The sequence below is a fragment of the Pseudobdellovibrionaceae bacterium genome (genome assembly GCA_019637875.1).
GTDB lineage: Bacteria > Bdellovibrionota > Bdellovibrionia > Bdellovibrionales > Bdellovibrionaceae > JAHBUW01.
Genome location: JAHBUW010000003.1, coordinates 78,881 through 103,104 on the forward strand (window position 1 = coordinate 78,881; position 24,224 = coordinate 103,104).

Genomic DNA, 24,224 nt, shown 5'->3' on the forward strand with positions numbered 1-24,224 from the left:
CGACGACTTAACGACGACGACTTAACGTCACGAGCCGAAACGCCAACAGCGTCGCGAAGAGCAGGAACGTCGGCCCCCACAGGACGTGCGTCGTCGCCGACATGACCCGCCAGCCCTCGACGAACACTTGCCCGAGACTCGGTTGCGGTGGCTGCACACCGAACCCGAAGAAGCTAAGCGACGCCTCGGCCAGAATGAAACCCGGCACCTGCAAGAGCAAAAGAATCCACACTGAACCTTGGATGTTCGGCCAAATGTGTTTGTAAAGAACGCGCGACCTCCCCGCGCCGAGCGCGACGGCCGCATCGGCGTAAAGCATCTGACGTTCCCGCAAGGTCAATACGCGCGTCTGGCGCGCGATCTCGAACCATCCCGACAGGCCGAGCGCGAGTCCCAAAGTCGCGACGTTCCCCGGAAAGAGCAGCCCCACCACGAGGCCCAGCACGATCGTCAGCAGAAGGTCGGGCACCGATTCCAAAACCTCGATGATCCGCATCAGGATCAAATCCGTGCGCCCGCCCATCCAACCGGCCCAGGTGCCGAGCCCCACTCCGATCACGCCCGCGATCATCGCGGACAAAAGCGCGAGCGCGAGCGAAAACCCGTAGCCTTGCAGACTGCGCCAGAAGAGGTCGCGCCCCAGCGAATCCGTACCCCAAAGATGTTCGGGGCTGGGCCCTTGCAGGATGTTCGTGACGTCCGTCGGTAGCGGCGTCACTTGGGTAGAGACCACGCCCAAAACGATGAGTCCCAAAAGCGTGATGAGGACGGCTTTCACGTCTCACCCCGCGTAAGCTCGATGCGCGGGTCGACCCGGACGAGCAAAAGATCGACGACGAGCTGCGAGGCGAACGCGACCGCTCCGGTCGTCAGCGCGACGCCGAGGACCACCGGATAGTCACGCGCGGTGAGCCCCTCCGCGAAGAGCGAGCCCATCCCCGGGATCGCGAAGACGACCTCGACGAAAAATGAACCCGCAAGCAGCTGCGCGAACAACGTTCCCAACTGCGCGAGCACCGCCACCGAAGCCTCGGGAAAAATCCAACCGAAAGAGATGCGCTTTTCGGAAAAACCCAACGAGCGCGCGGTGCGGGCCGCGTCCGAGCGGCGCAAACGCTCGAGCTCCAGGGCGAGAATCTGCCCCAGCCGCAGCGAGGGGCGCACGCTCATCGCGATCACCGGCAAAACGTAACCCCACGCGGATTCGATGCGGGCCACGGGGAACCAGCCGAGTTTCAGCGCGAACAAATCCACCAAAAGCGGCGCGAGCACGAGCCCCGGCAGCGCGAAGCCGAGCAGCGCGACGCCCATGCCCGCCCGGCGCAGCCTTGCGGACCTCGTCGAGATGAACGCGAAAAGCAGAAGCCCCGCTAAGCTCAGTGCGAACGACAATCCCGCCAGGCTCGCCGTCGGCACCCAACGCTCCGCGAGCAGGCGCGCGACCGGCACTCCGGGTGAGTCGTAACTCACGCCGAAATTTCCTTGAGCGAGACCCGACAGATAATTGAAGTATTGCGTGAGTGGAGGTGCTTGCAGCCCGACCTGGGCTTCGAAGGCGGCGCGCACCGCCGGGTGCAGCGCCTCATCGTTCAGGAATGGGGAACCGGGAAGAAATCGCAGCAGAAAAAAACAGACCGTCGCCAGAACCCAAAGCGACAAAAGACTGAGCGCAATCCGCTGGACTAAATATCTTCCCATGTCTCCTTCATTGGCACGGGCTCGAGAATGCGGATCAAAATCGGCTGTGTCAACTCGGGAAAGACGTCGCTTTGATTCGAGTACAGGCTCGCGTAAACCTGATAATTCGTGATCACTTTTTTAACGTAGTTACGGGTTTCCAGGAACGGAATGTGTTCGATGAACTCATCCAGCTCGAGCGTGCCGAAGCGGTTCAGCCAGGTCTTCACGCGATGGGGACCGGCATTGTAACCCGCAGCCATCAGCGCGCGATTGGATTCAAAGGTCCGCGATAGACGTTGCAGGTAGCGCGTGCCCAAACGGATCGCGACCGGCGGTTCGAGCAGCGTTTGCGGCGCGAAACCGCGCTCGCCCATCAGCTCCGAGATTTTTTCGCCCGTTTTCGGCATGACCTGCATGAGGCCCAGGGCGCCGACCGGCGAAATCGCGTCGCGTTTGAACGCGGATTCGGCGCGCATGATCGCCCACACCATGTCCTTCGGGACCTCGAAGCTCTTCGACGATTCCGAGACGAACTTGTCGTAGGCCTTCGGGTACGCGCTTTCCCACAACGCGCGCTGGGCGTCCCAACCTTCGCGACGTTGCTGGATGAACCGGTGGGTTGCGATCGCGGCGCTGCGGTGGAACTGCTCGATTTTTTCGTACTCGGCGGTCAGTTGGCGCAGGTAATCGCGGTTCGCTGTCTTGCGTTCGATGTCGTAAAGTTCCCACTTCGCGAGTTCGACCAAACCCAAACTGATCAAACGCCGCGCGCGCTCGAACTTCTGCACGATGAAGGGGCTCGGCGAAGTCGACAAGTTGACGGGCTCGTCCACGATCTCGACGCTTTTTTGATCGCTGGTTTCCCCGCCCTCTTCATTCGCTTGCAGGTCCCCGGTTTCTTCCAGCGGGTTCATGCTGATCGCGTCTTCGGGACTTTCGATCGAACCTTCGGCCATCGAGGTCGCCCAGCGGTTCGAATCGAAGTTCATCAGGATGGGACGTTGGCTCGCGGGCATACGCGAAGAACTGACCGAGGCCATCCAGCGCGCGATCCGGCGCGGCTGCATCTGCTCGATGGACTTCAAACGCTGACGGGCCGCCAGGGCGTAATAGCCCTCGCCGCCTTGACGGGTGATGGTTTCGAAGAGCGTGCGTGCCTGCTCGAAATTTTTCAGGCGCAGCTGACTCATCGCCATCCAGTATTCCACGCGGTCCGCGGTCTGGTGACGATGCCGGAAGCGGCGCGAGCTCATTTTTTCGCGCAGGTCGCCGAAAGCTTTGTAAGCGCGGTCGTAGTTCCCTTTCAGGTAGCTGATCCAGGCCAAATGCCATTCGGCATCGAGCGCGAGTCCCGAACCGCCGTTCTCGGTCAGGAACTGACGGAAGCGACGGGTCGCGCCGTCGTAGTCTTGATACTGGTAACTCATGAACGCCGCTTGGAACAGCGCCTGGCGTCCGCGCTGGGACTTCGGCGTCATGCGGTGAATGTTCATGTAAGCGCCGATCGACGTCGCCGAATCGCCCGCCCGCGCCGCCGCGGAAGCGATGACGCCCAGATAGTTCAAATCACCTTTGCGCTGTTGGTAGTAGGGCGCGAGCAACTCCAATGCCTGCGTGACTTCCCCCTCGTGCAGGAAATAGTGCGCTTTCAAACGGTCGATCTCGAAACTGCGCTGCCCTTGGGCGCGCTTCTCGACTTTGTCGATCTCGGCTTTCGCGCGACTCGCCTGCCCCGACAGCATCAGGTTGCGGTTGCGATCCAGCAGATCGTCCCAGCTGAACGCGCAGAGGGTTTCCTTGTTGCCCATTTTATTTTCGTCCGAGAAAGGCCCCCAGTCCTTCACCTCGGGCATATCCGGAAAATCGCGGTAAATGCGCGTCACGCGACGGCAGAAGTCGCGCGTACGGCCCAACCCCCGCTCGCTGAGGGCGAGGTTCCACAGGACACCCGCGTAGTCCGCCTCGTTGCGCACGCGTTTTTCAAGACCCGCGAGAAGCTTCTGCGCGTCGCCGAAGCGACCTTCCACGAGCGCGATCTGCGCGAGCAGAATCTGCGCGTCGTTATACACTTTCCGGCTGGTATCTTTCTTGTCGATTTTTTCGGCGAACGCGCGCGCCTCTTTGATGCGGCCCTGATGGTAGTCGCTTTGCGCGGACAGGAGGTTCACGTAGTCGGTCCACAGGCCCGGGCGTCCGAGCAGCGGCTTCACCGACTCGGTGACTTTCGCCCATTCCTTTTTTTCGGCCAGAACGAAGGCGCGCGCCAATTGCAGGAACTCGGTTTCGCTGGCGGGTTGACGCTTCAGTTCCGTGTCGATGTTTTTCAGCGCTTCATCCCATTTATTTTGGGTGAAAAATTGGCTCAGGGTGTAGGCGGGCTCATAAGTCGCGGCGACGCCGGTCGTCGCGGCTTTCTGCGCGAGGACGAGCGAGGGCGAAAGCACCGGCAAAAGTAGGCCCGCCAAAAGCGGGGCGCACCGAAGCGCGCGGAGAGGCTGCTTCAACATTATTTCTTCCTTGAATCAGGTTGAGGCTCACCTATTATCCAAACACCTAAAATGGCGAAATCGAAGTCCAAAACCATCTTTGTCTGTCAAAATTGCGGGGCGCAGCGGCCCCGTTACGAAGGTCGGTGTTCCGACTGCGGCGAATGGAACACTTACGTTGAAGAACGCGTGTCCTCCGCCCCGGCCCCCGCGGTCGGTGATCGCAGCTGGCTTCGCCCCGACGCGCCCAAGGCCGGTGACCTCTTCACCCTGGACCAAAATCCAGCGGAGCAAAGTTTAAAGCGCTGGTCCACCGGCATGGGTGAACTCGACCGCGTGTTGGGCGGCGGCCTGGTCCGGGGCGGCTTCGTGCTTTTGGGCGGAGCGCCCGGCATCGGGAAGTCGACCATCCTCATGCAGATGGCGGGCGGCCTTTCGCAAAACGCCGAAAAAATCATTTATGTTTCGGCCGAGGAAAGCGTCGAGCAGACCGCGCACCGGGCCCAGCGCCTGGGGGTGCGCGCGAAGAACGTCGCCATCGTTTCGGAAGCGCGGATGGAGAGCATCCTCTCGCTGTGCGAATCCGAGCGTCCCGACGTGTTGATCGTCGACTCGATCCAGACCGTTTACCTGGAGAGCGTGGACTCGGCCCCCGGCAGCGTTTCGCAGGTGCGCGAAAGCGCGGCGCAGCTCTTGACGCTGGCCAAAGCGCGCGGCGTTTCGGTTTTCCTGATCGGCCACATCACGAAGGACGGCAACATCGCGGGCCCCAAGGTCCTCGAGCACATGGTCGACTGCGTCCTGTCCTTCGAGGGCGAAAGCACGCAGCAGTTCCGCCTGTTGCGCGCGCTGAAAAACCGCTTCGGCGCGGCCCACGAACTGGGCGTTTTCGAGATGGCCGGCATCGGACTGCGCGAGGTCGCGAACCCCTCGGAGCTTTTCCTAGAGGAAAAGCGTGATTCAAATTTGGGTTCGGCGGTCTACGCCTCGGTCGAGGGGACCCGCCCCCTGTTGTGCGAAATCCAGGCGCTGACCGTCGCGAGCCCCATGGCCAACCCGCGCCGGACCACCCTCGGCGTCAGCCAGACGCGCGTGCACATGCTGCTCGCGGTCCTGGAACGTCATCTGGAAATTCAGCTGTCCAACCAGGACGTCTACGTGAACGTCGTCGGGGGACTCGATCTGGAGGATCCGAGTTCGGATCTGGCCGTGGTCGCGGCGCTGCTTTCGACCGAAGGACGCCAGGAGCTGCCGCCGAAATGCGTCTTCTTCGGTGAGGTCGGGCTGACCGGGGAAGTGCGCGCGACCAGCTTCGCCGAACAGCGGCTGCGTGAAGCGCAGAAGCTGGGCTTCAAACACGTCTTCCTTCCCGCTTCGAATCAGAAATTCCTGAAGTCCATCGTCGAGGATTCGCCCCTGAAGTTCCATTGGATTCGGAATCTGCGTGAATTTCCGGGAATTTTGTTTTCTGATAAAAGAAAATAAATTCTGCCAGGAGTTTTCCGGATGTCCCTGAACGAGAACGAAGAAGTTCACCGCGAAGTTTATAAGCCCGGCGAATACATTTTTTTCGAAGGCGATATCGACTTCCACTTCTACATCATCGAATCGGGTCAGGTCTCGATCTTCACGAAAGGTCAGGACGGCCGGAAGATCACGATCACCGAAGTGAACGAAGGCGAAAGCTTCGGCGAGTTCGCGCTACTGGATCGCAAACCGCGCTCGGCCTCGGCGCAAGCGGTGACCGAAACGACCGTCTTCAAGATCAGCGAAAAAGGTTACGAGGAGCTTCTGCAGGAACTTCCCGTGTGGGCGTCGACCATGCTGAAGAGCTTCGCGGATCGCCTGCGTAAGATGAACGCGGTTCTCGCCCAACTCTAGGAGCGGTGGATGCAGTCCTGCAGTCCCCTTCAACTTTTGCAGTGGCCTTTGATCGTGCTGATCTCGGTCGTGCTGCTGATCTTGTCGGTCTACTACCGGCGCTTGGGATGGCGACTTTACACGGTCCTGGGCCTCTTCGGCGCCGTCGCCTGCATGGTGCTGACCTATGCCTTTTATAGGCTCGCGCTCCTCGGACACGAATTGGACTCGCAGCTCACGACCATCGAAAGCGCCTTCCCGCCCGTCTCGGAAGAGTGTTTTGAGACCTCCTTGGGCCTTTCGGCGCTGCCCTTCGCGATTTTGGCGGTCACCTACCTCTACCAATTTCTGCGCCGGCGGCGGCGCAAATCGCGGGCCTTATAGACGGCCTAAAATCCTTTGTCTGGGAATTTTCCGCGCGGGACCTTACAACCCTGGCATGCGCATCCCCCTTCTTCTCGCCACGCTGATCCTGACGACCGCGGCCCATGCGGCGGATGCCCGCCGCTTCACCCCGACCGGGCCCGATGAGCATCCCGCGCAGATTCTGCTCGATTCGCCGAGCGGTCGTTGCAGCGCGAACGTCATTTCGGACGCGGGGCATGTGTTGACCGCGCGCCACTGCCTGATGCGCTGTTTGGTCGCGAGTGGCGTCTTTGAATTCCGTAAGGACAGCGGTTTCTTCCTGCAGTTCCTGAAACCGGAACGTTTGGGCGTCGCGACCTGCGAACTGGAGCTCGACGGGAAAGTCCGCACGGCGACCGTGATCGCGACCGCCCCCGGCTTTCTGTCGCAGATGGAAGAGCGCGGCTTCCGCGCGATCAATCCGGAACGTTACGACGAGTTGGTCGCCCTGGGTTTCACCAGTCGCGGCGACTTCGTGATCCTAGAGGTCCCGGAACTGGCGGGACGTCCCTGCCGTCCCTTGGCCCGCGAACTTCCGCGGGCGGGCGAGCCCGTGGCGAGCGCGAGCTTTCCGAGCGCGACGACTCGTCCCGACGGGGCGAACTCGGACGGCGTCGCGAAATACCGAACCGCGGGCCGCGTGACTTCGGGGATCGCCGACAATGCGTGTTTGCAAGAATGGGCGAAGACGGCGGCCCCCGCCGAATACGATCGCCGCCTGAAATCGCTGCGCGAAAATTTCGACGAGCCCGGCAGCTTCATGACCGACACCGACGCCGTTCCCGGCTCGAGCGGATCGGGAATCTGGAACGAACGCGGCGAGATCGTGGGAATTTTGACGAATGCCTACCGTCACGCGGCGACGACGAATCGGAACACCGACGAACCCAACGCGCGCTACTGCGCAGGTTCGAGCCTCGCGCTTTCGGGCGCGCGGATCTATGAGCTCATCGAAGCGCTCGCCCCCGGTTGGGACGCGCGCCTGCGCTGCACTTCGAACTAAAGATGGGAGACGATGGCGGCGGTGAAACTTTTCGTGTTGCCGCGACCGCCCAAGTCCCCCGTGCACACTTGCGGATCCTGAAGCGCCTTGAAAAGGGCGTTCTCGACCGCGCGCGCTTTGTCGATCTCGTGCACGTGCTGCAGCAGCATGACCGCGCTTTGTAGGAGCGCCGTGGGATTGGCCTTCCCCTGCCCCGCGATGTCGGGCGCGGACCCGTGCACGGCTTCGAAGACCGCGATGTCGTTCCCGATATTCGCGCCGGGGACGATCCCCAAACCGCCGACCAGTCCCGCGCACAGATCGCTCAAAATATCGCCGTAAAGATTTTCGGTGACGATGAGTTCGAACTGCTCGGGCTTCGTCACGAGCTGCATGCAGCAGTTGTCGACGATGACGTCGTAAGTTTGAATGTGCGGATAGCTCGCGCCGACCTCTTGGCAGACCTTCAAGAAAAGTCCGTCGGACATTTTCATGATGTTCGCTTTGTGCACGATCGCGACTTTCTTCTTTCCGAGTTTCGTCGCGAGCTCGAAAGCGTATTTCGCGATGCGGGTCGAACCTTTGCGCGTGATCCTTTTGATGCTTTCGGCGGTGTCGTCATCCACCATACGTTCGATGCCGGCGTAGAGGTCTTCGGTGTTCTCGCGCACGATGACAAGGTTCGCCTTCGCGTTCACGGTCTTGATGCCGGGCGGGCTGATGACGGGACGCACGTTCGCGTAGAGCTCGAACTTCTGGCGCAAGGTCACGTTGATCGATTTGTGACCGCCGCCGGTCGGCGTGCTGGTCGGTCCCTTGATCGCGAGTTTGGATTTTTCAATGGAAAGCAGGGTCGAATCCGGCAGCAGGCTGCCGTGTTTCGCGAGCGCCATTTCGCCCGCATCCGCGAACTCGTAGTTGAACGGCGCCTTCACGGCCTTCAGGACGTCGACGACCGACGTCATCACTTCGGGACCGATGCCATCTCCGGGAATCACGGTCAGGGTCTTCATGGGCTTCTCACTTTCTGGGCGCAGGATCGCACCCCCCGATTTTCGGTGGCGCGCGGGCTCGGCGCAAGCAGTCTTTCAAGCGGACCGCCTTGAGGCTTGCTTAAGAACCCGGAAGAACGGGCAAAGTCTTCTTTCCTGTTTGGCTGGGGCACGGCCCTCCTGGCCTCTGCCGCAGGTCCATACGCCATCCAGGCGCTGCGGAGGCCCCATCCAAACAGGAAAGAAGACTTTGCCCGTTCCTCGAGATTTGGATCGCAAGCCTCAAGACGGCCCGCTTGGCATTTGTACGGAAGTCGAGGCATGATCGATTCATGATTCTATTCACGATGCCGGGATATGAAGAGTTGGGGCGAAAAGTGGGCGCGGGACTTTCGGCGCGCGAAGGTCGTGTGGAAGTGCGGCGTTTTCCGAACGATGAACGCTACCTCAGAATTCTGACTTCGGTCCGCGAAGAAGACGTCATTTTGCTGGGCGGAACGATCAACGACGCCGCGACGCTCGACCTCTTCGATCTGGGCTCGGGGCTGGTGACCGATGGTTGCCGCTCGCTCAAGATCGTCGTGCCGTTTTTCAGCTATTCGACGATGGAACGCGCCGTGAAGCCCGGCGAGGTCGTCACCGCGAAGACGCGCGCCCGTCTGCTGTCGGCCATTCCCGCCGCTCCCTTCGGCAATCAGGTTCTTTTGATGGATCTGCACTCTGAGGGGATTCCGTTTTACTTCGAAGGCACCGTCCGAACGCAGCACTTGTACGCGAAACCCGTCGTGCACGCCGAAGCCCGTCGTTTGGGCGGTGACAACTTCGTTTTGGGCGCGGTCGATGCGGGACGGGCAAAGTGGGTCGAGTCGCTGGCCAACGACATGAACGTCCCCGCGGCGTTCGTTTATAAAAAACGCGGTGACGACGGTGCGGTTTCGGTCTCGGGTACGAATACGCCGGTGGCGGGACGACACGTCGTTATCTACGACGACATGATCCGCTCGGGCTCGTCACTCCTGCAAGCGTGCCGCGCTTACCGCGATTCGGGAGCAACGGGCATTTCGGTGATCACGACCCACGCCGATTTCACGAATGACGCGGTCACGAAACTTAAAGCCAGTGGCTTGATTCGGGAACTCGTGTGCACCGACACGCATCCGAAAGCCTTCCAAACTCGCGACGCGTTTTTGACGGTGGTGTCCGTCGCGCCCGTCCTCATCGAGGCTTTACGCAAGCCGACGCACGACGCCTGAGGGGCTTCCGACTCAAGCCGCTCAATCCGGAACGACCATCCGGAGCGCGCCGGGCAGCGCGGTCACGTGAAATGGCGACTGCATGTGGAAGAGCTCGCCGTCGAGGGCGACGTCCATGGATTTTCTTTTCGTCGCAATCTCCAGATCCGCCGCGCAGTAGGACTCGACGTTTTCTTCTTTTTCGATGGTGTGGGTGATCCCGCGCCAGAAGATTCTCAGCATCTCGAGGGAACCGACGGGCTTCATGGTGACCACGGCCAAAAGATCCCGCTTCATGCAGCGACTCACGTCGAAGGCCAGATCCCGCAGCTGAAGCGCGTTGTTACCGATGAAGATCATCGGCGTCCGCTCGCGGTGGGGTTGGCCATCCACGACCATCCGTGCGTCGAGCAAGCGATCACGACGCAGCAACGAGCGCAAGGTCGATAGGATCGCGACGATGCGGCGACGACCGAAAATTTTGGTATTCTGCTCGCGCTCGCGGATGGATTTCGCGTAGCGCCCAAGACTCGCGTTGATCAAAAAGACGTGACCGTTCACCTCGCCCAAACGCACCGCCCGCGTACGCCCCGTGAACGCCAGGCGCAGCGCCTGCTCGGGATCTTCGGGAATCCGGTGACCGCGCGCGAAGAAATTGAACGTGCCGATGCCGACCGCCGCGAAGTCGACGTCTTTGTGCGCGGCCTCTTGGGCGACGCCCCGGATGGTGCCGTCCCCGCCCGCCGCGATCACCACGCCCCGATCTTCGACCGCGCTTTGCACCGCACGTCGGATCATCGCCGGGAATTCCTCGGCGGAATTCGCCGCGTGAATAAGGAGCTGAATGCCGAGCTCATCGGCGATCTTTTGCGCCATCTCGGGAAGCGCGGCGCCGAGACCTTTGCCGGATTTCACGTTGGCGATCAGGTGGGCGCGTCTCATTAGAAGGAGTACCCGACGTTGAGTTGCAGAAACGACAGACGCGGGATCTTCGCGGCCGTATTGAGCGTGTCGGCGATGAAACCTTTTTTGTCGCCGTCCGCGTTCGACGACAGGAAGGCCGAGTCGGTGTTCGCGACGATCAGCGGGTACGCGATGCGCGCGTAGTCCACGCCGAAGCTCACTCCGTTACGCAGCTTCCAGTTCTGTCCCAGACCCAGCACGAGCGCCCAGCTTTGCGTCTGCGCGACGTCGATGGATCCGGCCCCGGTCGCCATGTCGACGTAACGGTTGCCGATCTTGATGAGCGTGTTCTCTTGCGAAACGCCGATCAAATAGTGGAACGACGACCGCGTGCCGTAGCTGCGCAGGACCGCGCTGTAGGAGGTCTCGGTGTAGCGTCCGAGCTCGGCCGACAACCAGCCGGCCGAAAGCCCGCCGCTCATCGCGCTCAGCTCGATCGTGTACTCGGGGTCGAAGGCGTAACTGACGTTCACGCCCGGTTTCAACGGCACGAACAGCGAGATCGTCGTCAGATCGAAGCTCACGTTCCATGGACGAAGCAGGCGGTCCATCCCGGTCTGCGGAGTGAAGGGGCTCGGCGCCACCGGGACATCCACCACCGTCGGCAAAGGCTCGGGGGGAACCGGGGCGGAGGGCGCCGTTTGAGCGTTCACGTTCAACGCCGTGAACAGAAGCGCGAAAAGTAGGCTTTTGCGGAACATGAAGGACCTCTTTTAGAAATTGATAAACATCGATGCCGCGATCAGCACGATTCCGAGGAGCGACGCCGCCCACGCCAAACTCCGCACGACCATGATCCCCATCGCGTAGACGGGGAAATAGATCAGCCGCGCCGTGAAGTAAAGAATCGCGCCGAACGCGCTCAAGTTGTCGCCCAGCCCCGACATCTGCACGCAGGCCACGGCGGCGACGAAGAAAGGGAAGGTCTCTAGAAAATTCTGGTGCGCGCGCTTCACCCGCCCCGCGAGACCGGGAAGCGGCTCCGGAGGCACATCACGGTTGGAGAGATTCCAAGCGACCCCGCGGGCCCGGGTCTCGAGCTGGGTGGCCAGCAAAAGTTGCACGATCCCCAGAAAGATCGAGAAGGTCAGCATGTTCAGTTCGGTGGAGACCATCGTGTTTTCCTCTCAAGAATCCAAACTTGCAAAGCCGCGCCACCCGGCGCGACTCCCAAATCTCCACGCTTTAAGGAAATTTAGGCCTTCGCGCGGGTGACGGCGGCCTGCCACTCTTTCAGGCGCACGCTCCGTTGCTTGGCGCTCCACTTCACCTTGAAGTCGCGGTCGATCTTCCAAACCTTGCGGAGCTCCTCCAGGTTTTTCCAGAAACCCGTGCCCAAGCCCGCCAGGAAGACGGCGCCCATCGCGGTCGTTTCGATGTTTTGCGGGCGCTCGACGGTCACGCCCAGCATGTCCGCCTGCATCTGCATGAGCGTGCCGTTCGCGGTCGCGCCGCCGTCGACTTTCAGTGACGGGAGTTTACGCCCCAGATCTTTTTGCATCGCGAGCAGGATCTCGACGTTTTGCATGGCCATACTTTCAAGCGTTGCGCGCGCGAGGTGCGCCTTCGTCGTTCCGCGCGTCAGTCCAGTGATCAGGCCGCGCGCCTCGGGCCACCAGTAGGGCGCGCCCAAACCCGTCAGCGCGGGGACGAACTGCACGCCGAGCGTGTCGTTCACTTCGTTCGCGAGCGCTTCGACCTCGGCCGAAGTTTTGATCAGCCCCAGTCCGTCGCGCAGCCACTGCACGGCCGCGCCGCAGACGAAGGCGCCGCCCTCGAGCGCGTACTGCATTTTCTGACCCGGCAGACGCCACGCGACCGTCGTCAAAAGGCCCGCCTTCGAGGACTTCATTTGCGCGCCGGTATTCATGAGCAGGAAACTTCCGGTCCCGAAGGTGCACTTCGCCTCGCCCGCTTTGAAGCACGCCTGTCCGAAAAGCGCGGACTGCTGATCGCCCGCGATGCCCGCGACGGGAATCCCGTCCGGCAAAAAGCCCACGCCTTTCGTATGACCGAAAACTCCCGAAGAGTCCGCGATCTCGGGCAGGCAGGCTGCCGGGACTTTGAAGAGCTTCAAAAGGTCGTTGTCCCACGCACCCGTTTTGATATTCATGAGCATCGTGCGGCTGGCGTTACTAACGTCCGTCTTGTGGGACGCGCCTTGGGTCAGGCGCCACAGGACGAAGCTGTCCATCGTTCCGGCGAGCGCCGCTCCGCTGGCGGCCTTTTCTTTCAGCCCCGCGACGTTTTCCAGAAGCCACTGCATCTTGGTCGCCGAGAAGTAGGGGTCGATCACGAGTCCGGTTTTGGATTTGATCTTGGGTTTGAGCCCCTTCTTTTTCAATTTTTCGCAAAGATCGGAGGTCCGGCGGTCCTGCCAGACGATGGCGTTGTGAAGGGCGCGGCCGGTTTTCTGATCCCAGAAGACGACCGTTTCGCGTTGGTTCGTGATGCCGATGGCGGCGATCTCGTTGCGGGCGTTGGGGTGCGCCTTGAACATCCGGTCCGCCGCCGTTTCGATCGAGCGCCAGATCTCTTCAAGGTCGTGCTCGACCCAACCGGCCTTCGGGAACTGCTGCGGAAAGTCCTGGCTTTCCGCGGCGACGATCTGCCCCGCGTGGTCGACGAGCAGCACCTGGCTTCCGGTCGTCCCCTGATCGATGGCCATGATGTATTTCGACATGCCCCCTCCTCGTTTCGGTTGGGTGACATCTTCATGAACAGGGCGAAGCGCGGTCAACAAAGTTGTCCCCGTCAGGCCCCCGTGTTAGCGTGACGGTCATGAAGAACTTCTTCGGCAAAACCGGCGAAAAGCTGTTCAAGCTCAAAGAGCTCGATCGCGAGACCCTGACCTACCGGGTTCTGCCGCACCTTTTGATGGAGATCATGCGGAAGTACTTCCGTCTGGAAGTCGAAGGGGCCGAGAATATTCCCCGTCGCGGGGCCGCGATCATCGCGCCGAACCATTCGGGCTATTCGGGTTTCGATGCCCTTTTGCTCGCGCACGTCGTGCACAACCAGGCGAAGCGGATTCCGCGCGTCCTCACCCATCACTTCTGGTTTTTGACGAAAACGACCGCGATTCCCGCGCAGAAGATGGGTTTCACCGAGGCGACCTACGAAAACGGCGTGCAGGCGCTGTCGAAAAACAACGCCATCATCATCTTCCCCGAAGGTGAGCAAGGAAACTTCAAACCCACCAGTCGCGCGTACCAGTTGCAGGACTTCAAGCGCGGCTTCATCCGTATGGCGATCGAAACGCAAAGCCCGATCGTTCCCTGCCTGGTCATCGGCGCGGAAGAGACGCACATCAATTTGTCGCAGCTGAAGTTCACGAAGTTCCTGCGCGGAACGGTTTTGCCCCTGCCGCTGAACGTGATCCCTTTACCGGTGCGGTGGCGGATGAAGTTCTTGACCCCCATCTATCTGCCCTACAAGCCGTCGGCCGTGAACGACCGCGAGCTGATGCACGATATCGCGACCGAGATTCAAGAGCTCATGCAAGACGCCATGAACGATGAGCTCAAAAAACGTGGGAAGATGTTCTTCTAAAGACCCGCGGTGAGCGCGACGAGCGTTTCCTTGATCCAGGTTTCGAGCGTTTCGCCGTTTTCCGCCCGGTAGGCGAACTTCAAGAAGTAACCCCGATTGCGACAGATGTCGCGGCCCTGGTTCGTGACGTAACTCGCGACCCCGATCAGCACCCAACGGTCGTCGATCTTCGTCAACGCCGGTGCGCCCGAATCGCCGTAGCAGATTCCTTTCGAGGCTTGGAAGCTATCAAAATGCATCGCGCTTTCCTCGCGCGGTGAGCGGGTCAACGTCACCTCGCGCAACGGTCCAGCGCCGTGCAGAAGCAGATTGCGCGCCCCCTCCACGACGTCGAGGGTACCGCCCTCGGCGCCGAAGCCGGCGGTCGTGAGCTGAGGCATGGAAACGAAGTCGGGATTGAACGCGCGGAACCCGACCGGCGTCGTCCCCGCCGGAGCGTCTTCGTCGAGCAGGATCAAGGCGACATCGTAGGCCAGACGTTCGCGGTCGCGCGGGTCTTCGCGCAAAAGGTCGTCCCACCGCTTCGGACGGACAATGCCAAGCGCGCGGCGAGTGTGATCGAACGCGACTTGAAGCTTTTCGTTTTCTTCGTTCGCGTAAGCGAATTCGCGCGTGCGAAAACGCAGCTGCGCGGAGTTGACGAACAGTTCGGGCGTATCCATGCAGTGACCGGCGGTCAGGACGACGCGCGGGTGAATCAAAGTACCGGTGCAATGGATCTCGCGGTCGTTCACGCCGATGGATTCGATCGCGACGACAAAATTCAGAAGGTCGCTCCCTTTCTCGACTTCGGTTCCGCCGAAGATCCGCGACGACTGTGCGGGATCAAGCACCACTTCCCCAGGCCCGCGAACGTCCGTCTCTGCGCAGGCCATAAGCCCCGCGAAGGCGAAAAGCAGAAGGAAAGGCCGCCCGGCGGCAATGAGAGTTCTGAGCATCGCCATCGAGTTTCGCAAATTCACGCCCCCAGCGCAGCTGTCAGATCCCCGACGGCGTTTTCTACACGGCCGAACTCACCAGCGATATCAATATCTTACGCTGCATCCGCAAGCCCAAAAGTGGCACCCGCCCCGGGAGGTGAAGGACCATCGGTCCCGGCCCGCGCCGCGGGCGGACCGAGGGCCGGTGATCAATCTGATTCATCACAAACATAGCTCCAATGAAGTAGGCGAATGACCCCGATCCCGCTAAATCCGGACGCATCCGAAGGGGGTTCACGATGTTTGCGAAACTGATGATGGCGACGATGGTAACGGTGACGGGCGTGGCCGCGATGGCCCAAACGAAGGATGAGGGGCCGGCGGCGAAACTCATCAGCGAGCAGAAGATGCGCGTGCTCGTGCAGATCCGTCCCGAGGATTTCAAATGCAAAGAAGCGCATGACGCCGGCTTCGGCCGCTGGGTCCCCGCGCGGATCAGCTTCGGTCCGACCGATGGTGACACGGGCTGGTGGCGCAACAAGATCACCGACTACGACGAGCGCCTGACCCGCATTTCGGTCTTCGCGCGCGAGATCGAGGCGCCCGAAACCTGCGCGGACTACGCCGCGCGCCTCCCCCGCCGCAATGAGTACATGGAATTCACCCGCAAAGTTTGGGGCCAAGCCGGACCGCACTGGCGCGATCAAAACGCCCGCGGCGAAGTCGTCGAGGTCGTCACGATGAAATTAAGTTCGGGACTGGAGCTGCAAGGCCGCAACCTGTGGACGGATTGGATCATCCCGCTCGAGCAGTGGAATCCGAACGTGGATTTCGACAACGGATTGATCAACGAGTTCCAACGGCACGAGCAAAAACTGCGGGTCACCGGTCAAGGCGTCGGCGGCTTCAGCTGCCGCGCGGTCGCGGGCCACGCCGAGATGGTCTACAAACTTCACCGCGAAGACGACACCAACGTCCGCGAACTGCGCCGGATGCACCCGACCCTGCAGGACTGCTGGGATGCGGTCACGACGCTGACCCAGTCGCTCGAGGCGCAGGGCCGCACTTGGCTGAACCTCGAACACGACGTCAAACGCACGCTCTGGACAACGTTCCGTCAGCTGGTCTTCACCTGCGACACGATCCGCGCCGAACGTTTGGAGTTGGAACTCGAAGGTCTGAAATTCGCCGGCACCGCGTTCATCTCGCTGCGCGAGGGTTCGCATGAGTGCCGCCGTTAAGCCGGAGTCGGAAATGTCACTGAGTGAGATTTTGAATCAAAACGCGCCGGGAACACCGGCGCGCGATCTTTCCCCGGACGAGGTCTTCCCCGCCGACGAGGACGCCGAGAAAATCCGCGCCCTCATCCGCCAGATCCTGCCCGACGGGCTTTAGCGCCCGACGACCGCTTTCTACCGACGGAAGGGATTCGGGGCCGAATAGGTCCCGCGTAGCTTCTCGTAAGTCTCCATCAACCACTCGCGATAGTACGAGACGCTCGTGTGGACGACGTAGCTTTTGCAGGTGGTGACGGTGGGATCCCAAACGAACGAGGCGACCCCGATCACCTTCGCGACGCCACCTTCGATGACGACCGCGGGACCGCCGCTGTCACCGCGACAGAGCGAGCCTTCGGATTTCTGATTGAAGATCAAACGGCGCGAAGCCGGATTGTTCATGATGCCCTGATTAGGCACGCGATTTTGCGGGCGCAGCTTCGCGATCCGCAAGTAAGGCTGATCGCCTTCGGCGTCTTCGTAGTCGGTCGTCCGACCGTAACCGGCGCCGAAGATTTCGCGATCGTCATCCAAGCTGGGCAGATCGTTCGCGACGTCCATCGCGCGGGTTTCCCAAGGCGCGTCCGACGACAACTTCACGAGCGCGAGGTCCACGCCCCCGCTGTTCGAGGTCGACCAGTCGGGGTGCAAAATGATCTTTTCGGCCTTACGGATGTTCGTCTGATCTTTCTTCGAAAGCGCGCACAAGGGATCGTTCCCGAAAACGACCGCCAAACGTTCGGCACGCGTCGATTCGAGCCCCCCGTCCACGCAGTGCGCGGCCGTCAGGACGATGTCGCGGCTGATCAGCGTGCCCGTGCACAGCGAAGCGCTGTCGGAGCCTTTCGACAATTGATGAACCAGGAAGACGAGGCTTTTGCTCAGTCGCCCTTGGCTCGTGAGCTTCTGTCCGTTGATGACGCCCGGACCGTCCCATTCACCCTCGGTGCATTGGTAAGGTTTCGGATTCGGTACTTTGTCGGTGTACGACGTTTCCGTCGACCCCAAGTTCACGTGGCAAGCCCCCAGAAAAAGTGGCAATCCCGCGGCAAGCCCCATCATCAACAACTGACGTTTCCCCAAAAAAAACCTCCACACGACATCACTGAAGAAGGCGCAGAGTAAACGATGAAGGCCGTATTTCGACACTGTCAGTTTTCCGACGTGGCCATCTTTTCAACCGAAGGAATTCGGGGGCTTAGATCGCCCTCAGGGCGTTAAACGGAGGCGGCCGATGCTTTCGCCCGACCAATTGGTCAAAGGTTCCGCCTGCCAGGCTTCCAGTTCCGAGCGGAGTGCGGAACTTTCGCTGAAACGACGGCCCATCTCCATGACCGCGAATTCACTCGCGCGGGAGTTGCCGTCCTCCACTTTCAGATAGAAGGACACGCCGTTTTTCAGATTCAGACCGAGGTAATTGCCCTCGGCACCGGTTTTCACGAGCCACTCTCCGCGCGCGACTTGCATGAAGCGCGTGCAGAAGCCCTTCGGTCCGGCCACCATCTCGGGGTAAGCAAGTACGGCGTCCACGACCCGCTGGATACGCGCGTCGGTTTTCACCTGACCCGCGAACGCGGTGGTCAGGCGCAACAGGTTTTCCACGGGGACGAGCGAAGTCGGAATGCCGCAGCCGTCGATCCCCCAAGGCAGGCGGTCCCAATCGATGCCGCTCATCTCGGAGTGCAGACGGCGCAGCTCGACTTGGAGCGGATGGGCGAAGTCGCCGTAGCCCTGGGCGCTCCAGCCGCGCTCGCGACAGACGTGCAAAAAGGCGGTGTGTTTCCCCGAGCAGTTGTTGTGCAGACGGCAGACCGGTTTATCTTCGAGGATCAAGCGGCGCTGTTCATCCGCATCCCGCGGCGTTTGCGGTCCGCAGATGAGATCGTCGTCGTGAAATTTCTCAGCCGCGTGCCAGTCGCGCAGAACGTCCAGATGCAGTCGCGCCGCCCAGTGCGAGCTGGAGGCCAGCGAAAGACGACGACGTTCGCGGTCATTCTGAGGCGCATGCACGTCCGCGAACAGCATCGCCTGCATGGGCTTGATGGCAGAGCGCGGGAACGTCGGACGCGACAGATCGCCGTGCCGCCACAACGCTTGCCCCGAAGTATCGACGGCGATCAGGTGAACCTGATGACGGGACTCGACTTCTTCGCCGCGGAGGACTTCAACGCCCAGAGTTTTCATTTGGATTTGTTGGGATCGTCACGGCCGATCTCTTTGTTGATGTGATCCCAACGGTAAAGGAGCGCCCCGGGTGAATCCGGATTTCGCGAAACGAGCGATTTGATGATGATCGCGGCGATCCCCATCGAAACCGTCAACAGCAGAATGTATTCGAGAATCGCCTGACCTTTAGAGCGGCGCTTCGTGGTGAGCTTCGACGGGCAAAGGCCACTGGGCGAGGCAGTGGGCCGCGCCTTCAAGGACTTCATGGAGTTTTTCGTCTTCGAAGGGTCCATTAATAGCCAGCAGTGTATCCTCACCCCACTGTTCTTCAATCAGAAACTGACGCTTCCCTTCGAAGGACATTTGGAAGGCGTCGGCGCTGGGATACAGCATGATCAGCAGGTTGGTGCCGTGCGCGCGGTGGCAGTTCTTGGCCTTTTCCACCTCGGCCGGGAACTTCTGCTGCAGGCTGAAATAGACCTTCAGCGCGATGTTCTCGTGAACCTGCGCGAAATAGATCCGGAACGGCCCGTCGAAAATTGCCGAGTTAAAAGCCGGGTTGAAATACTTCGAAGTCATCAGTCCTGAGGACGTCATGAGTTCCCCTCCGCCACATCTTCCGTGATGTCTCGAGCCTAAAAAGCAAAATCGAAGTCGCGCAAATGGTATTTAAGATGATTTCAGAAAATTGACATTTTGGCATCGCAGAGCGTCGCAATTGAGAGGTGAGCTTCTTAACCTGATTCTGAAGTCCCCGAGATGACTCCTTAAATGGAAGTCAGACGAGACGTCGACTTTGGACAACGGATCAGGCTCACTTGCCCAGCACTTAAGCCGGTCGCTTGGAATCAAGAATCGATGCGACGCCCTTCACGGAACACCTGCGGCTCAAGTCGAGCCCCCGCCGCGTAGAAGTGATCTGTCGGGGCGGCCCCGGTCGCGAAGAAGTCGGCGTTTTTTCCCGGCTCCAAACTTCCCAAGGAGTCCGACAAACCGAGGGCCGCGGCGGCCCCGAAGGTGAAGGCGCTGAAAACCTCGGGCAAAGTCATCTTCATTTGCAGCCGGGCGAGCAGTCCCACTAACTGGAGATCGAGCGTGGGGCTGGTCCCGGGATTGTGATCGGTCGCGAGCGCCACACGCGCACCGCGATCAATCAGCGCGCGGGCCGGTGGATAGGCGCACTTCATATAGAGGTCCGCCGCCGGCAGAAGAACCGGGGTGATGTTCGTCCGCGCGATCTTCTCGATCAGCGCGTCGTCGATCTGAATCACGTGATCGATGGAAAGCGCGCCGAGCTCAAGCCCCAGCTCACTCCCACCCGACAGCGTGATTTGATCCGCGTGAATCGTGATCTGGAACCCGAGTTCGCGCGCCCGGGCCAAATACGCGCGGCTGTCCGCGGACTCGAAGAATCCTTTTTCGACGAAGATGTCCACCCGGTCCGCCAGCTTTTTCCGACGGATGACCGGCAAAACACTTTCGGCCAGGTACTTCAGATACTCCGGCGTCGTTTTGAATTCGGGAGGGCGCGCGTGCGCCCCCAGAAAGGTCGGAACGATGCGCGCGGGGCCGAGTTCGGCCGCGACCTTCAGGCACTTCACTTCATCTTTCAGGTTGAGCGCATAGCCCGATTTCACTTCGATCGTCGTCACGCCCTGATTCACGAGCTCGCGCACACGCTTTTCGGCCTCGGCGCGCAGTTTCGCGGGCGACGCTTTGCGGGTCTTCGTCATCGTGGAGAGGATGCCTCCCCCCCGCGCCGCGATCTCCTGGTAGCTGACGCCCGAGTTGCGCCACTCGAATTCCTCGGCGCGGTCCCCGGCATAGATCAGATGCGTGTGCGGATCGAGGAACGCGGGATAGACGTTTTGACCTTTCAGATCGACGTCCCGATGTTTCCGGAATTCGCGGGGCAAACGACGCTCCGGCCCGACCCAGCGCACCACTCCCTTGTCCACGACCATAGCGGCCCGAGGGATCGGCGTGAAATCGGCGTCCGTGACCCCGCGGCCGTCTTTGGCCGCGATGTCCTGAAACGTATAAAGCGTTTTGATGCCCCGGAAGATCAAGCGTTCGCTTTCCCTTGGCTCGCGACTTTCTCCTGTGCGGCGGCGATGGCCGCGGCGTCGCCGAGGTAATATTTGCGGATGAAGTTGTTTTTTTCATCCAGCTCGTACACGAGCGGAACCCCCGTGGGGACGTTCACTTCCATGATCTGCTCGGGCGTTAACTTCTCGATGTGCTGAATGAGCGCGCGGAGCGAGTTCCCGTGGGCCGCGACCAGAATTTTGCGACCGGTGTCGAGCTGCGGCAAAATCTCGTTCTGCCAGAGCGGAACGACGCGGGCGACGGTGTCTTTCAATGACTCCCCGGCCGGAAGCTGGCCTTTGCTGACGTTTTGGTACTTCGGATCGAACTGGGGATGGCGGGGATCATCGGTCGAAAGGGCCGGCGGAGGCGTATCGTAGCTCCGACGCCAGATTTTGACCTGCTCTTCACCATGACGGGCCGCGGTCTCGGATTTGTCGAGTCCGGTGAGCGCGCCGTAGTGACGTTCGTTCAGGCGCCACGACTTTTCGACGGGAATCCACAAAAGGTCCATTTCGTCCTGGATCAGCCAAAGGGTGGTGAGCGCACGCCGCAAAACTGAGCAGTACGCCATATCGAAGCGGAAGCCCTCTTTCTTCAGAAGCTTTCCCGCGTCTCGAGCTTCCGCTCGACCTTTTTCGGACAGATCCACGTCCTGCCAACCGGTGAAGCGGTTTTCTTTATTCCACGTACTCTCGCCGTGACGGACGAAGACGATTTGGCGCATGCGAACACTCCCTTTGTCGGTGCTCCGAAATGCTACCTTTTCTAGGAGCTTCGAGCTAGGATTGATGGGCAACTTTATAGAGTGAGAAGACCCTCTTTCCAAGCTTCAATGCAAGCGTCAATGCGAGGCTCAACATGAATTCCCAAACCCCGAAAAATTCCCGCACGGCGGTCAACCGCGACAACGCTCCGTACATCGAGTCGCTGTACCGGCAGTTCCAAACCAATCCCGACTCGGTGTCGCCGGATTGGAAAGCCTTTTTTGAAGGCGTGGACTTCGCCACCGACCGCCCCATGGGACTTTCGGACAAAGAACTCGACGTCTACGGACTGATCAACGCGTACCGCAACTACGGGCACTTCGAGGCGAACACCGATCCGCTCGCGAACTCGTCGAGCCCCTCCGAGCAGCTTTCGCTCTCGCGGTTCAATCTGACCGAAGCGGACCTCGATGCGAAATTCCAAATCGGCGCGGTGATCGGCAAGCCCGACGCCACCCTACGCGACATCATCGCGCACATGCGCGCCTGCTACTGCGGAACCTTGACCGTGCAGGTCGCGGAAGCCCTTCCCGAAGTGCGCAACTGGTTCATCCGCGAGTTCGAGCAGAACCGCGAAGCCTTGAAGTTCACGCCCGAACAAAAAAAGGGAATCTTCCAGACGCTGAACAAAACGGATGTCTTAGAGAAATTCATCCACGCCCGCTACGTCGGCGCGAAACGTTTCTCGGTGGAGGGCGCGGACGCCATGCTGCCCATGCTCGACACCATGGCGACCCACGCCACCGCTCGCGGCGTCGAGGAAATCCTGGTCGCAATGGCGCACCGTGGACGCGTGAACGTGCTCGCTAACTTCATGGGCAAAAAACCCGATTACATTTTCTCGGACTTCAACGGCACCACCGAGACTTCGATCCCGATCGAGGACTACGATGGCGACGTGAAGTACCACATGGGTTACCAGATCGAAAAACCCACGCCCAACGGTCCGATTCAACTGGGCCTCGCTTACAATCCCTCACACTTGGAAGCCGCGAATCCCGTGATCTTGGGAATGGCGCGTGCGGCTCAACGTCGCCGTAAAGACACGAAAGAGCGCAAAAAGGTCGTCCCCGTGTTGATCCACGGTGATGCCGCATTCGCGGGCCAAGGTGTCGTCGCCGAGACCTTCCAGATGTCGCAAGTCAAAGGCTACACCGTCGGCGGAACCATCCACTTGGTGATCGATAACCAAGTCGGTTTCACGACGAGCCCCGAAAACGGTCGTTCGTCGCACTACTGCACGGACATCGCGAAGATTCTCGCGACTCCGGTCATGCACGTGAACGGTGACGACGTCGAAGCCGGTGTCCGCGCCATGGAACTGGCTTTGCGTTTCCGCCAAGAATGGGGCCGCGACATCGTCGTGAACCTGATCTGCTACCGCCGCTTCGGTCACAACGAAGGCGACGAACCCGCATTCACGCAACCGCAGATGTACGACATCATCCGCAAGCACCCGACTCCGCGCGAAGTCTACGCGAAGAAGATCATGCGTGAAAACGTGATCGACCAAGCCTTCGTGGACGGCCAATTCAACGAAGAGATGGATCGCCTGCAGAAGATCTACGAAAATACAAAACAGCAGCCCCCGAAAATCGAACCCTTCAAATTCGAAGGCTTCTGGAAAGGTCTGCGTAAGGCGAAGTCGGACGACTTCGACAAACCGACCGACACGACCTTCCCCATCGAAAAGCTGAAGATGATCGGCAACGTGATCGGCTCCGTGCCCGCGAATTTCACGCCCCATCCGAAACTTCTGAAGCTGCTCGAGACCCGTAAAAAAATGGCGAACGGCGAAGACCCGCTCGACTGGGGTACGGCCGAGCTTCTGGCGTACGGCTCCCTTTTGACCGAAGGCACCAGCGTGCGTCTGACCGGACAAGACTGCGTCCGCGGAACCTTCACTCACCGTCACGCGGCCCTTTACGACGTGAAGACCGGCGAACCCTATGCGGCCCTCGATACCCTCGAAGGCGATAAGGTCGAGTTCTGCGTTTACGACTCGATTCTGTCGGAGTACGCGGTCCTCGGTTTCGAATACGGAAACGCGGTTTGCGATCCGACCTTCCTGACACTCTGGGAAGCGCAGTTCGGCGATTTCGCCAACGGCGCGCAGATCATCATCGATCAGTTCTTGGCTTCGGGTGAATCGAAGTGGCAGCAGATGAACGGCCTCGTTCTGCTTTTGCCCCACGGTTACGAAGGTCAGGGCCCCGAGCACAGCTCGGCCCGCCTTGAGCGCTTCTTGCAGCTCTGCGGTCAGAACAATATGCAGGTCGCGAACTTGACGACGCCCGCGCAGATCTACCACGCGCTTCGCCGTCAGATCCGCCGTCAGTTCCGTAAGCCTTTGGTGATCATGTCGCCGAAATCCCTTCTGCGTCACCCGCGCGCGACTTCGACTTTGGAAGAACTCGCGAAGGGCACCTTCCAAGAAGTGATTCCGGAATCGATCCTGAAAGATCCGAAGAAGGTCGAAACCGTCGCGCTCGTCAGCGGGAAGCTTTATTACGAACTTCTCGAAGAACGCGAAAAGCAAGGCAACGACCGGACGGCGATCGTGCGCGTGGAACAGCTCTACCCGACTCCTTCCAAACAGATCGCGGCGGCGCTGAAACAGTACCCGAATCTGAAGAACTTGGTGTGGGTCCAGGAAGAGCCGAAGAACATGGGCGCTTACCAGTACATCTACTTCCGTCTGTCCGAGCTGCTGATCCGCGAAGGCATGACGAAGTTGGCTCTGCACTATGTTGGCCGTGGCGAACGTTCGTCACCGGCGACCGGTTCGCAGTACCGCCACAAGATCGAACAAGCTGAAATTTTGAAGAACTGTTTTACCATCTAAGTCGGAAGG

General features: G+C 60.4%; 24 protein-coding genes. 9 read left to right on the forward strand and 15 right to left on the reverse strand.

Annotation, left to right across the window (positions count from 1 at the left end; genetic code table 11):
• Positions 1-7: 7 nt before the first annotated feature.
• From KF767_05165 to KF767_05175, 3 genes are read right to left on the reverse strand one after another with little or no spacing between them, the layout of a single operon-like run.
• Positions 8-778, reverse strand: a complete 771-nt coding sequence (locus tag KF767_05165) for an ABC transporter permease (GenBank protein ID MBX3017257.1) — start codon at positions 776-778, stop codon at positions 8-10.
• Complete coding sequence (locus KF767_05170) at positions 775-1,698, reverse strand: ABC transporter permease (GenBank protein MBX3017258.1); 924 nt, start codon at positions 1,696-1,698, stop codon at positions 775-777. Before KF767_05170 ends, KF767_05165 begins: the two co-directional genes overlap by 4 nt.
• Positions 1,683-4,187 carry a transglycosylase SLT domain-containing protein gene (locus KF767_05175; protein ID MBX3017259.1) on the reverse strand — a complete coding sequence of 835 codons (2,505 nt, stop codon included), beginning with the start codon at positions 4,185-4,187 and terminating at the stop codon, positions 1,683-1,685. Before KF767_05175 ends, KF767_05170 begins: the two co-directional genes overlap by 16 nt.
• A 51-nt stretch (positions 4,188-4,238) precedes the next feature.
• Here KF767_05175 and radA point away from each other — a divergent pair, with 51 nt between their 5' ends.
• The 4 genes from radA to KF767_05195 are packed head-to-tail and all read left to right on the forward strand — an operon-like array spanning position 4,239 to position 7,434.
• Positions 4,239-5,651, forward strand: coding sequence for a DNA repair protein RadA (radA, locus tag KF767_05180; GenBank protein ID MBX3017260.1), 1,413 nt, complete (start codon positions 4,239-4,241; stop codon positions 5,649-5,651).
• 21 nt (positions 5,652-5,672) lie between these two features.
• Positions 5,673-6,047 (forward strand): cyclic nucleotide-binding domain-containing protein, encoded by a 375-nt coding sequence (locus KF767_05185; protein ID MBX3017261.1) that lies wholly within the window; start codon positions 5,673-5,675, stop codon positions 6,045-6,047.
• Positions 6,048-6,056: 9 nt separating this feature from the next.
• Positions 6,057-6,410, forward strand: a complete 354-nt coding sequence (locus KF767_05190) for a hypothetical protein (GenBank protein MBX3017262.1) — start codon at positions 6,057-6,059, stop codon at positions 6,408-6,410.
• Positions 6,411-6,465: 55 nt separating this feature from the next.
• The gene (locus tag KF767_05195) at positions 6,466-7,434 is read left to right on the forward strand and encodes a trypsin-like peptidase domain-containing protein (protein MBX3017263.1); all 969 of its coding nucleotides are present in this window, start codon (positions 6,466-6,468) and stop codon (positions 7,432-7,434) included.
• On the opposite strand, the gene KF767_05200 is transcribed toward KF767_05195, so the two are convergent.
• Positions 7,431-8,426, reverse strand: coding sequence for an NAD-dependent isocitrate dehydrogenase (locus KF767_05200; protein MBX3017264.1), 996 nt, complete (start codon positions 8,424-8,426; stop codon positions 7,431-7,433). The genes KF767_05195 and KF767_05200 overlap by 4 nt on opposite strands.
• A gap of 311 nt (positions 8,427-8,737) precedes the next feature.
• Between KF767_05200 and KF767_05205 the strand changes: the two genes are divergently transcribed.
• Positions 8,738-9,658: a ribose-phosphate pyrophosphokinase gene (locus KF767_05205; protein MBX3017265.1), complete on the forward strand. Its 921-nt coding sequence runs from the start codon at positions 8,738-8,740 to the stop codon at positions 9,656-9,658.
• 21 nt (positions 9,659-9,679) lie between these two features.
• Here KF767_05205 and KF767_05210 read toward each other — a convergent pair whose 3' ends face one another.
• From KF767_05210 to glpK, 4 genes are all read right to left on the reverse strand, one after another.
• A complete protein-coding gene (locus tag KF767_05210; protein MBX3017266.1) occupies positions 9,680-10,579 on the reverse strand; it encodes a hypothetical protein in 900 nt (299 codons plus the stop codon).
• The gene (locus tag KF767_05215) at positions 10,579-11,301 is read right to left on the reverse strand and encodes a hypothetical protein (protein ID MBX3017267.1); all 723 of its coding nucleotides are present in this window, start codon (positions 11,299-11,301) and stop codon (positions 10,579-10,581) included. Before KF767_05215 ends, KF767_05210 begins: the two co-directional genes overlap by 1 nt.
• A gap of 12 nt (positions 11,302-11,313) precedes the next feature.
• Complete coding sequence (locus tag KF767_05220) at positions 11,314-11,715, reverse strand: MAPEG family protein (GenBank protein MBX3017268.1); 402 nt, start codon at positions 11,713-11,715, stop codon at positions 11,314-11,316.
• An 80-nt stretch (positions 11,716-11,795) separates the two neighbouring features.
• A complete protein-coding gene (gene glpK, locus KF767_05225; GenBank protein ID MBX3017269.1) occupies positions 11,796-13,268 on the reverse strand; it encodes a glycerol kinase GlpK in 1,473 nt (490 codons plus the stop codon).
• Between the two features lie 113 nt (positions 13,269-13,381).
• On the opposite strand from glpK, the gene KF767_05230 reads away from it, so the two are divergent.
• Positions 13,382-14,152 carry an acyltransferase family protein gene (locus KF767_05230; GenBank protein MBX3017270.1) on the forward strand — a complete coding sequence of 257 codons (771 nt, stop codon included), beginning with the start codon at positions 13,382-13,384 and terminating at the stop codon, positions 14,150-14,152.
• Here KF767_05230 and KF767_05235 read toward each other — a convergent pair.
• Complete coding sequence (locus KF767_05235; protein ID MBX3017271.1) at positions 14,149-15,090, reverse strand: trypsin-like serine protease; 942 nt, start codon at positions 15,088-15,090, stop codon at positions 14,149-14,151. The two genes, KF767_05230 and KF767_05235, sit on opposite strands and share 4 nt — an antisense overlap.
• Before the next feature lie 281 nt (positions 15,091-15,371).
• Here KF767_05235 and KF767_05240 point away from each other — a divergent pair, with 281 nt between their 5' ends.
• Positions 15,372-16,313, forward strand: coding sequence for a hypothetical protein (locus tag KF767_05240; GenBank protein MBX3017272.1), 942 nt, complete (start codon positions 15,372-15,374; stop codon positions 16,311-16,313).
• Positions 16,314-16,326: 13 nt separating this feature from the next.
• Positions 16,327-16,467: a hypothetical protein gene (locus KF767_05245; protein MBX3017273.1), complete on the forward strand. Its 141-nt coding sequence runs from the start codon at positions 16,327-16,329 to the stop codon at positions 16,465-16,467.
• A 17-nt stretch (positions 16,468-16,484) separates the two neighbouring features.
• Here KF767_05245 and KF767_05250 read toward each other — a convergent pair whose 3' ends face one another.
• The 6 genes from KF767_05250 to gpmA form a co-directional block, all read right to left on the reverse strand.
• Positions 16,485-17,432 (reverse strand): trypsin-like serine protease, encoded by a 948-nt coding sequence (locus tag KF767_05250; GenBank protein MBX3017274.1) that lies wholly within the window; start codon positions 17,430-17,432, stop codon positions 16,485-16,487.
• A 126-nt stretch (positions 17,433-17,558) separates the two neighbouring features.
• Complete coding sequence (locus tag KF767_05255; GenBank protein ID MBX3017275.1) at positions 17,559-18,533, reverse strand: asparaginase; 975 nt, start codon at positions 18,531-18,533, stop codon at positions 17,559-17,561.
• Positions 18,530-18,781 carry a hypothetical protein gene (locus tag KF767_05260; GenBank protein ID MBX3017276.1) on the reverse strand — a complete coding sequence of 84 codons (252 nt, stop codon included), beginning with the start codon at positions 18,779-18,781 and terminating at the stop codon, positions 18,530-18,532. The genes KF767_05255 and KF767_05260 overlap by 4 nt, the downstream gene beginning before the upstream one ends.
• Positions 18,702-19,112 (reverse strand): hypothetical protein, encoded by a 411-nt coding sequence (locus KF767_05265; protein MBX3017277.1) that lies wholly within the window; start codon positions 19,110-19,112, stop codon positions 18,702-18,704. The genes KF767_05260 and KF767_05265 overlap by 80 nt, the downstream gene beginning before the upstream one ends.
• A 251-nt stretch (positions 19,113-19,363) precedes the next feature.
• The gene (gene hutI / locus KF767_05270; protein MBX3017278.1) at positions 19,364-20,584 is read right to left on the reverse strand and encodes an imidazolonepropionase; all 1,221 of its coding nucleotides are present in this window, start codon (positions 20,582-20,584) and stop codon (positions 19,364-19,366) included.
• The gene (gene gpmA / locus KF767_05275) at positions 20,581-21,330 is read right to left on the reverse strand and encodes a 2,3-diphosphoglycerate-dependent phosphoglycerate mutase (protein ID MBX3017279.1); all 750 of its coding nucleotides are present in this window, start codon (positions 21,328-21,330) and stop codon (positions 20,581-20,583) included. Before gpmA ends, hutI begins: the two co-directional genes overlap by 4 nt.
• A 134-nt stretch (positions 21,331-21,464) precedes the next feature.
• Between gpmA and KF767_05280 the strand changes: the two genes are divergently transcribed.
• Positions 21,465-24,215, forward strand: a complete 2,751-nt coding sequence (locus tag KF767_05280) for a 2-oxoglutarate dehydrogenase E1 component (GenBank protein MBX3017280.1) — start codon at positions 21,465-21,467, stop codon at positions 24,213-24,215.
• Positions 24,216-24,224: the final 9 nt, after the last annotated feature.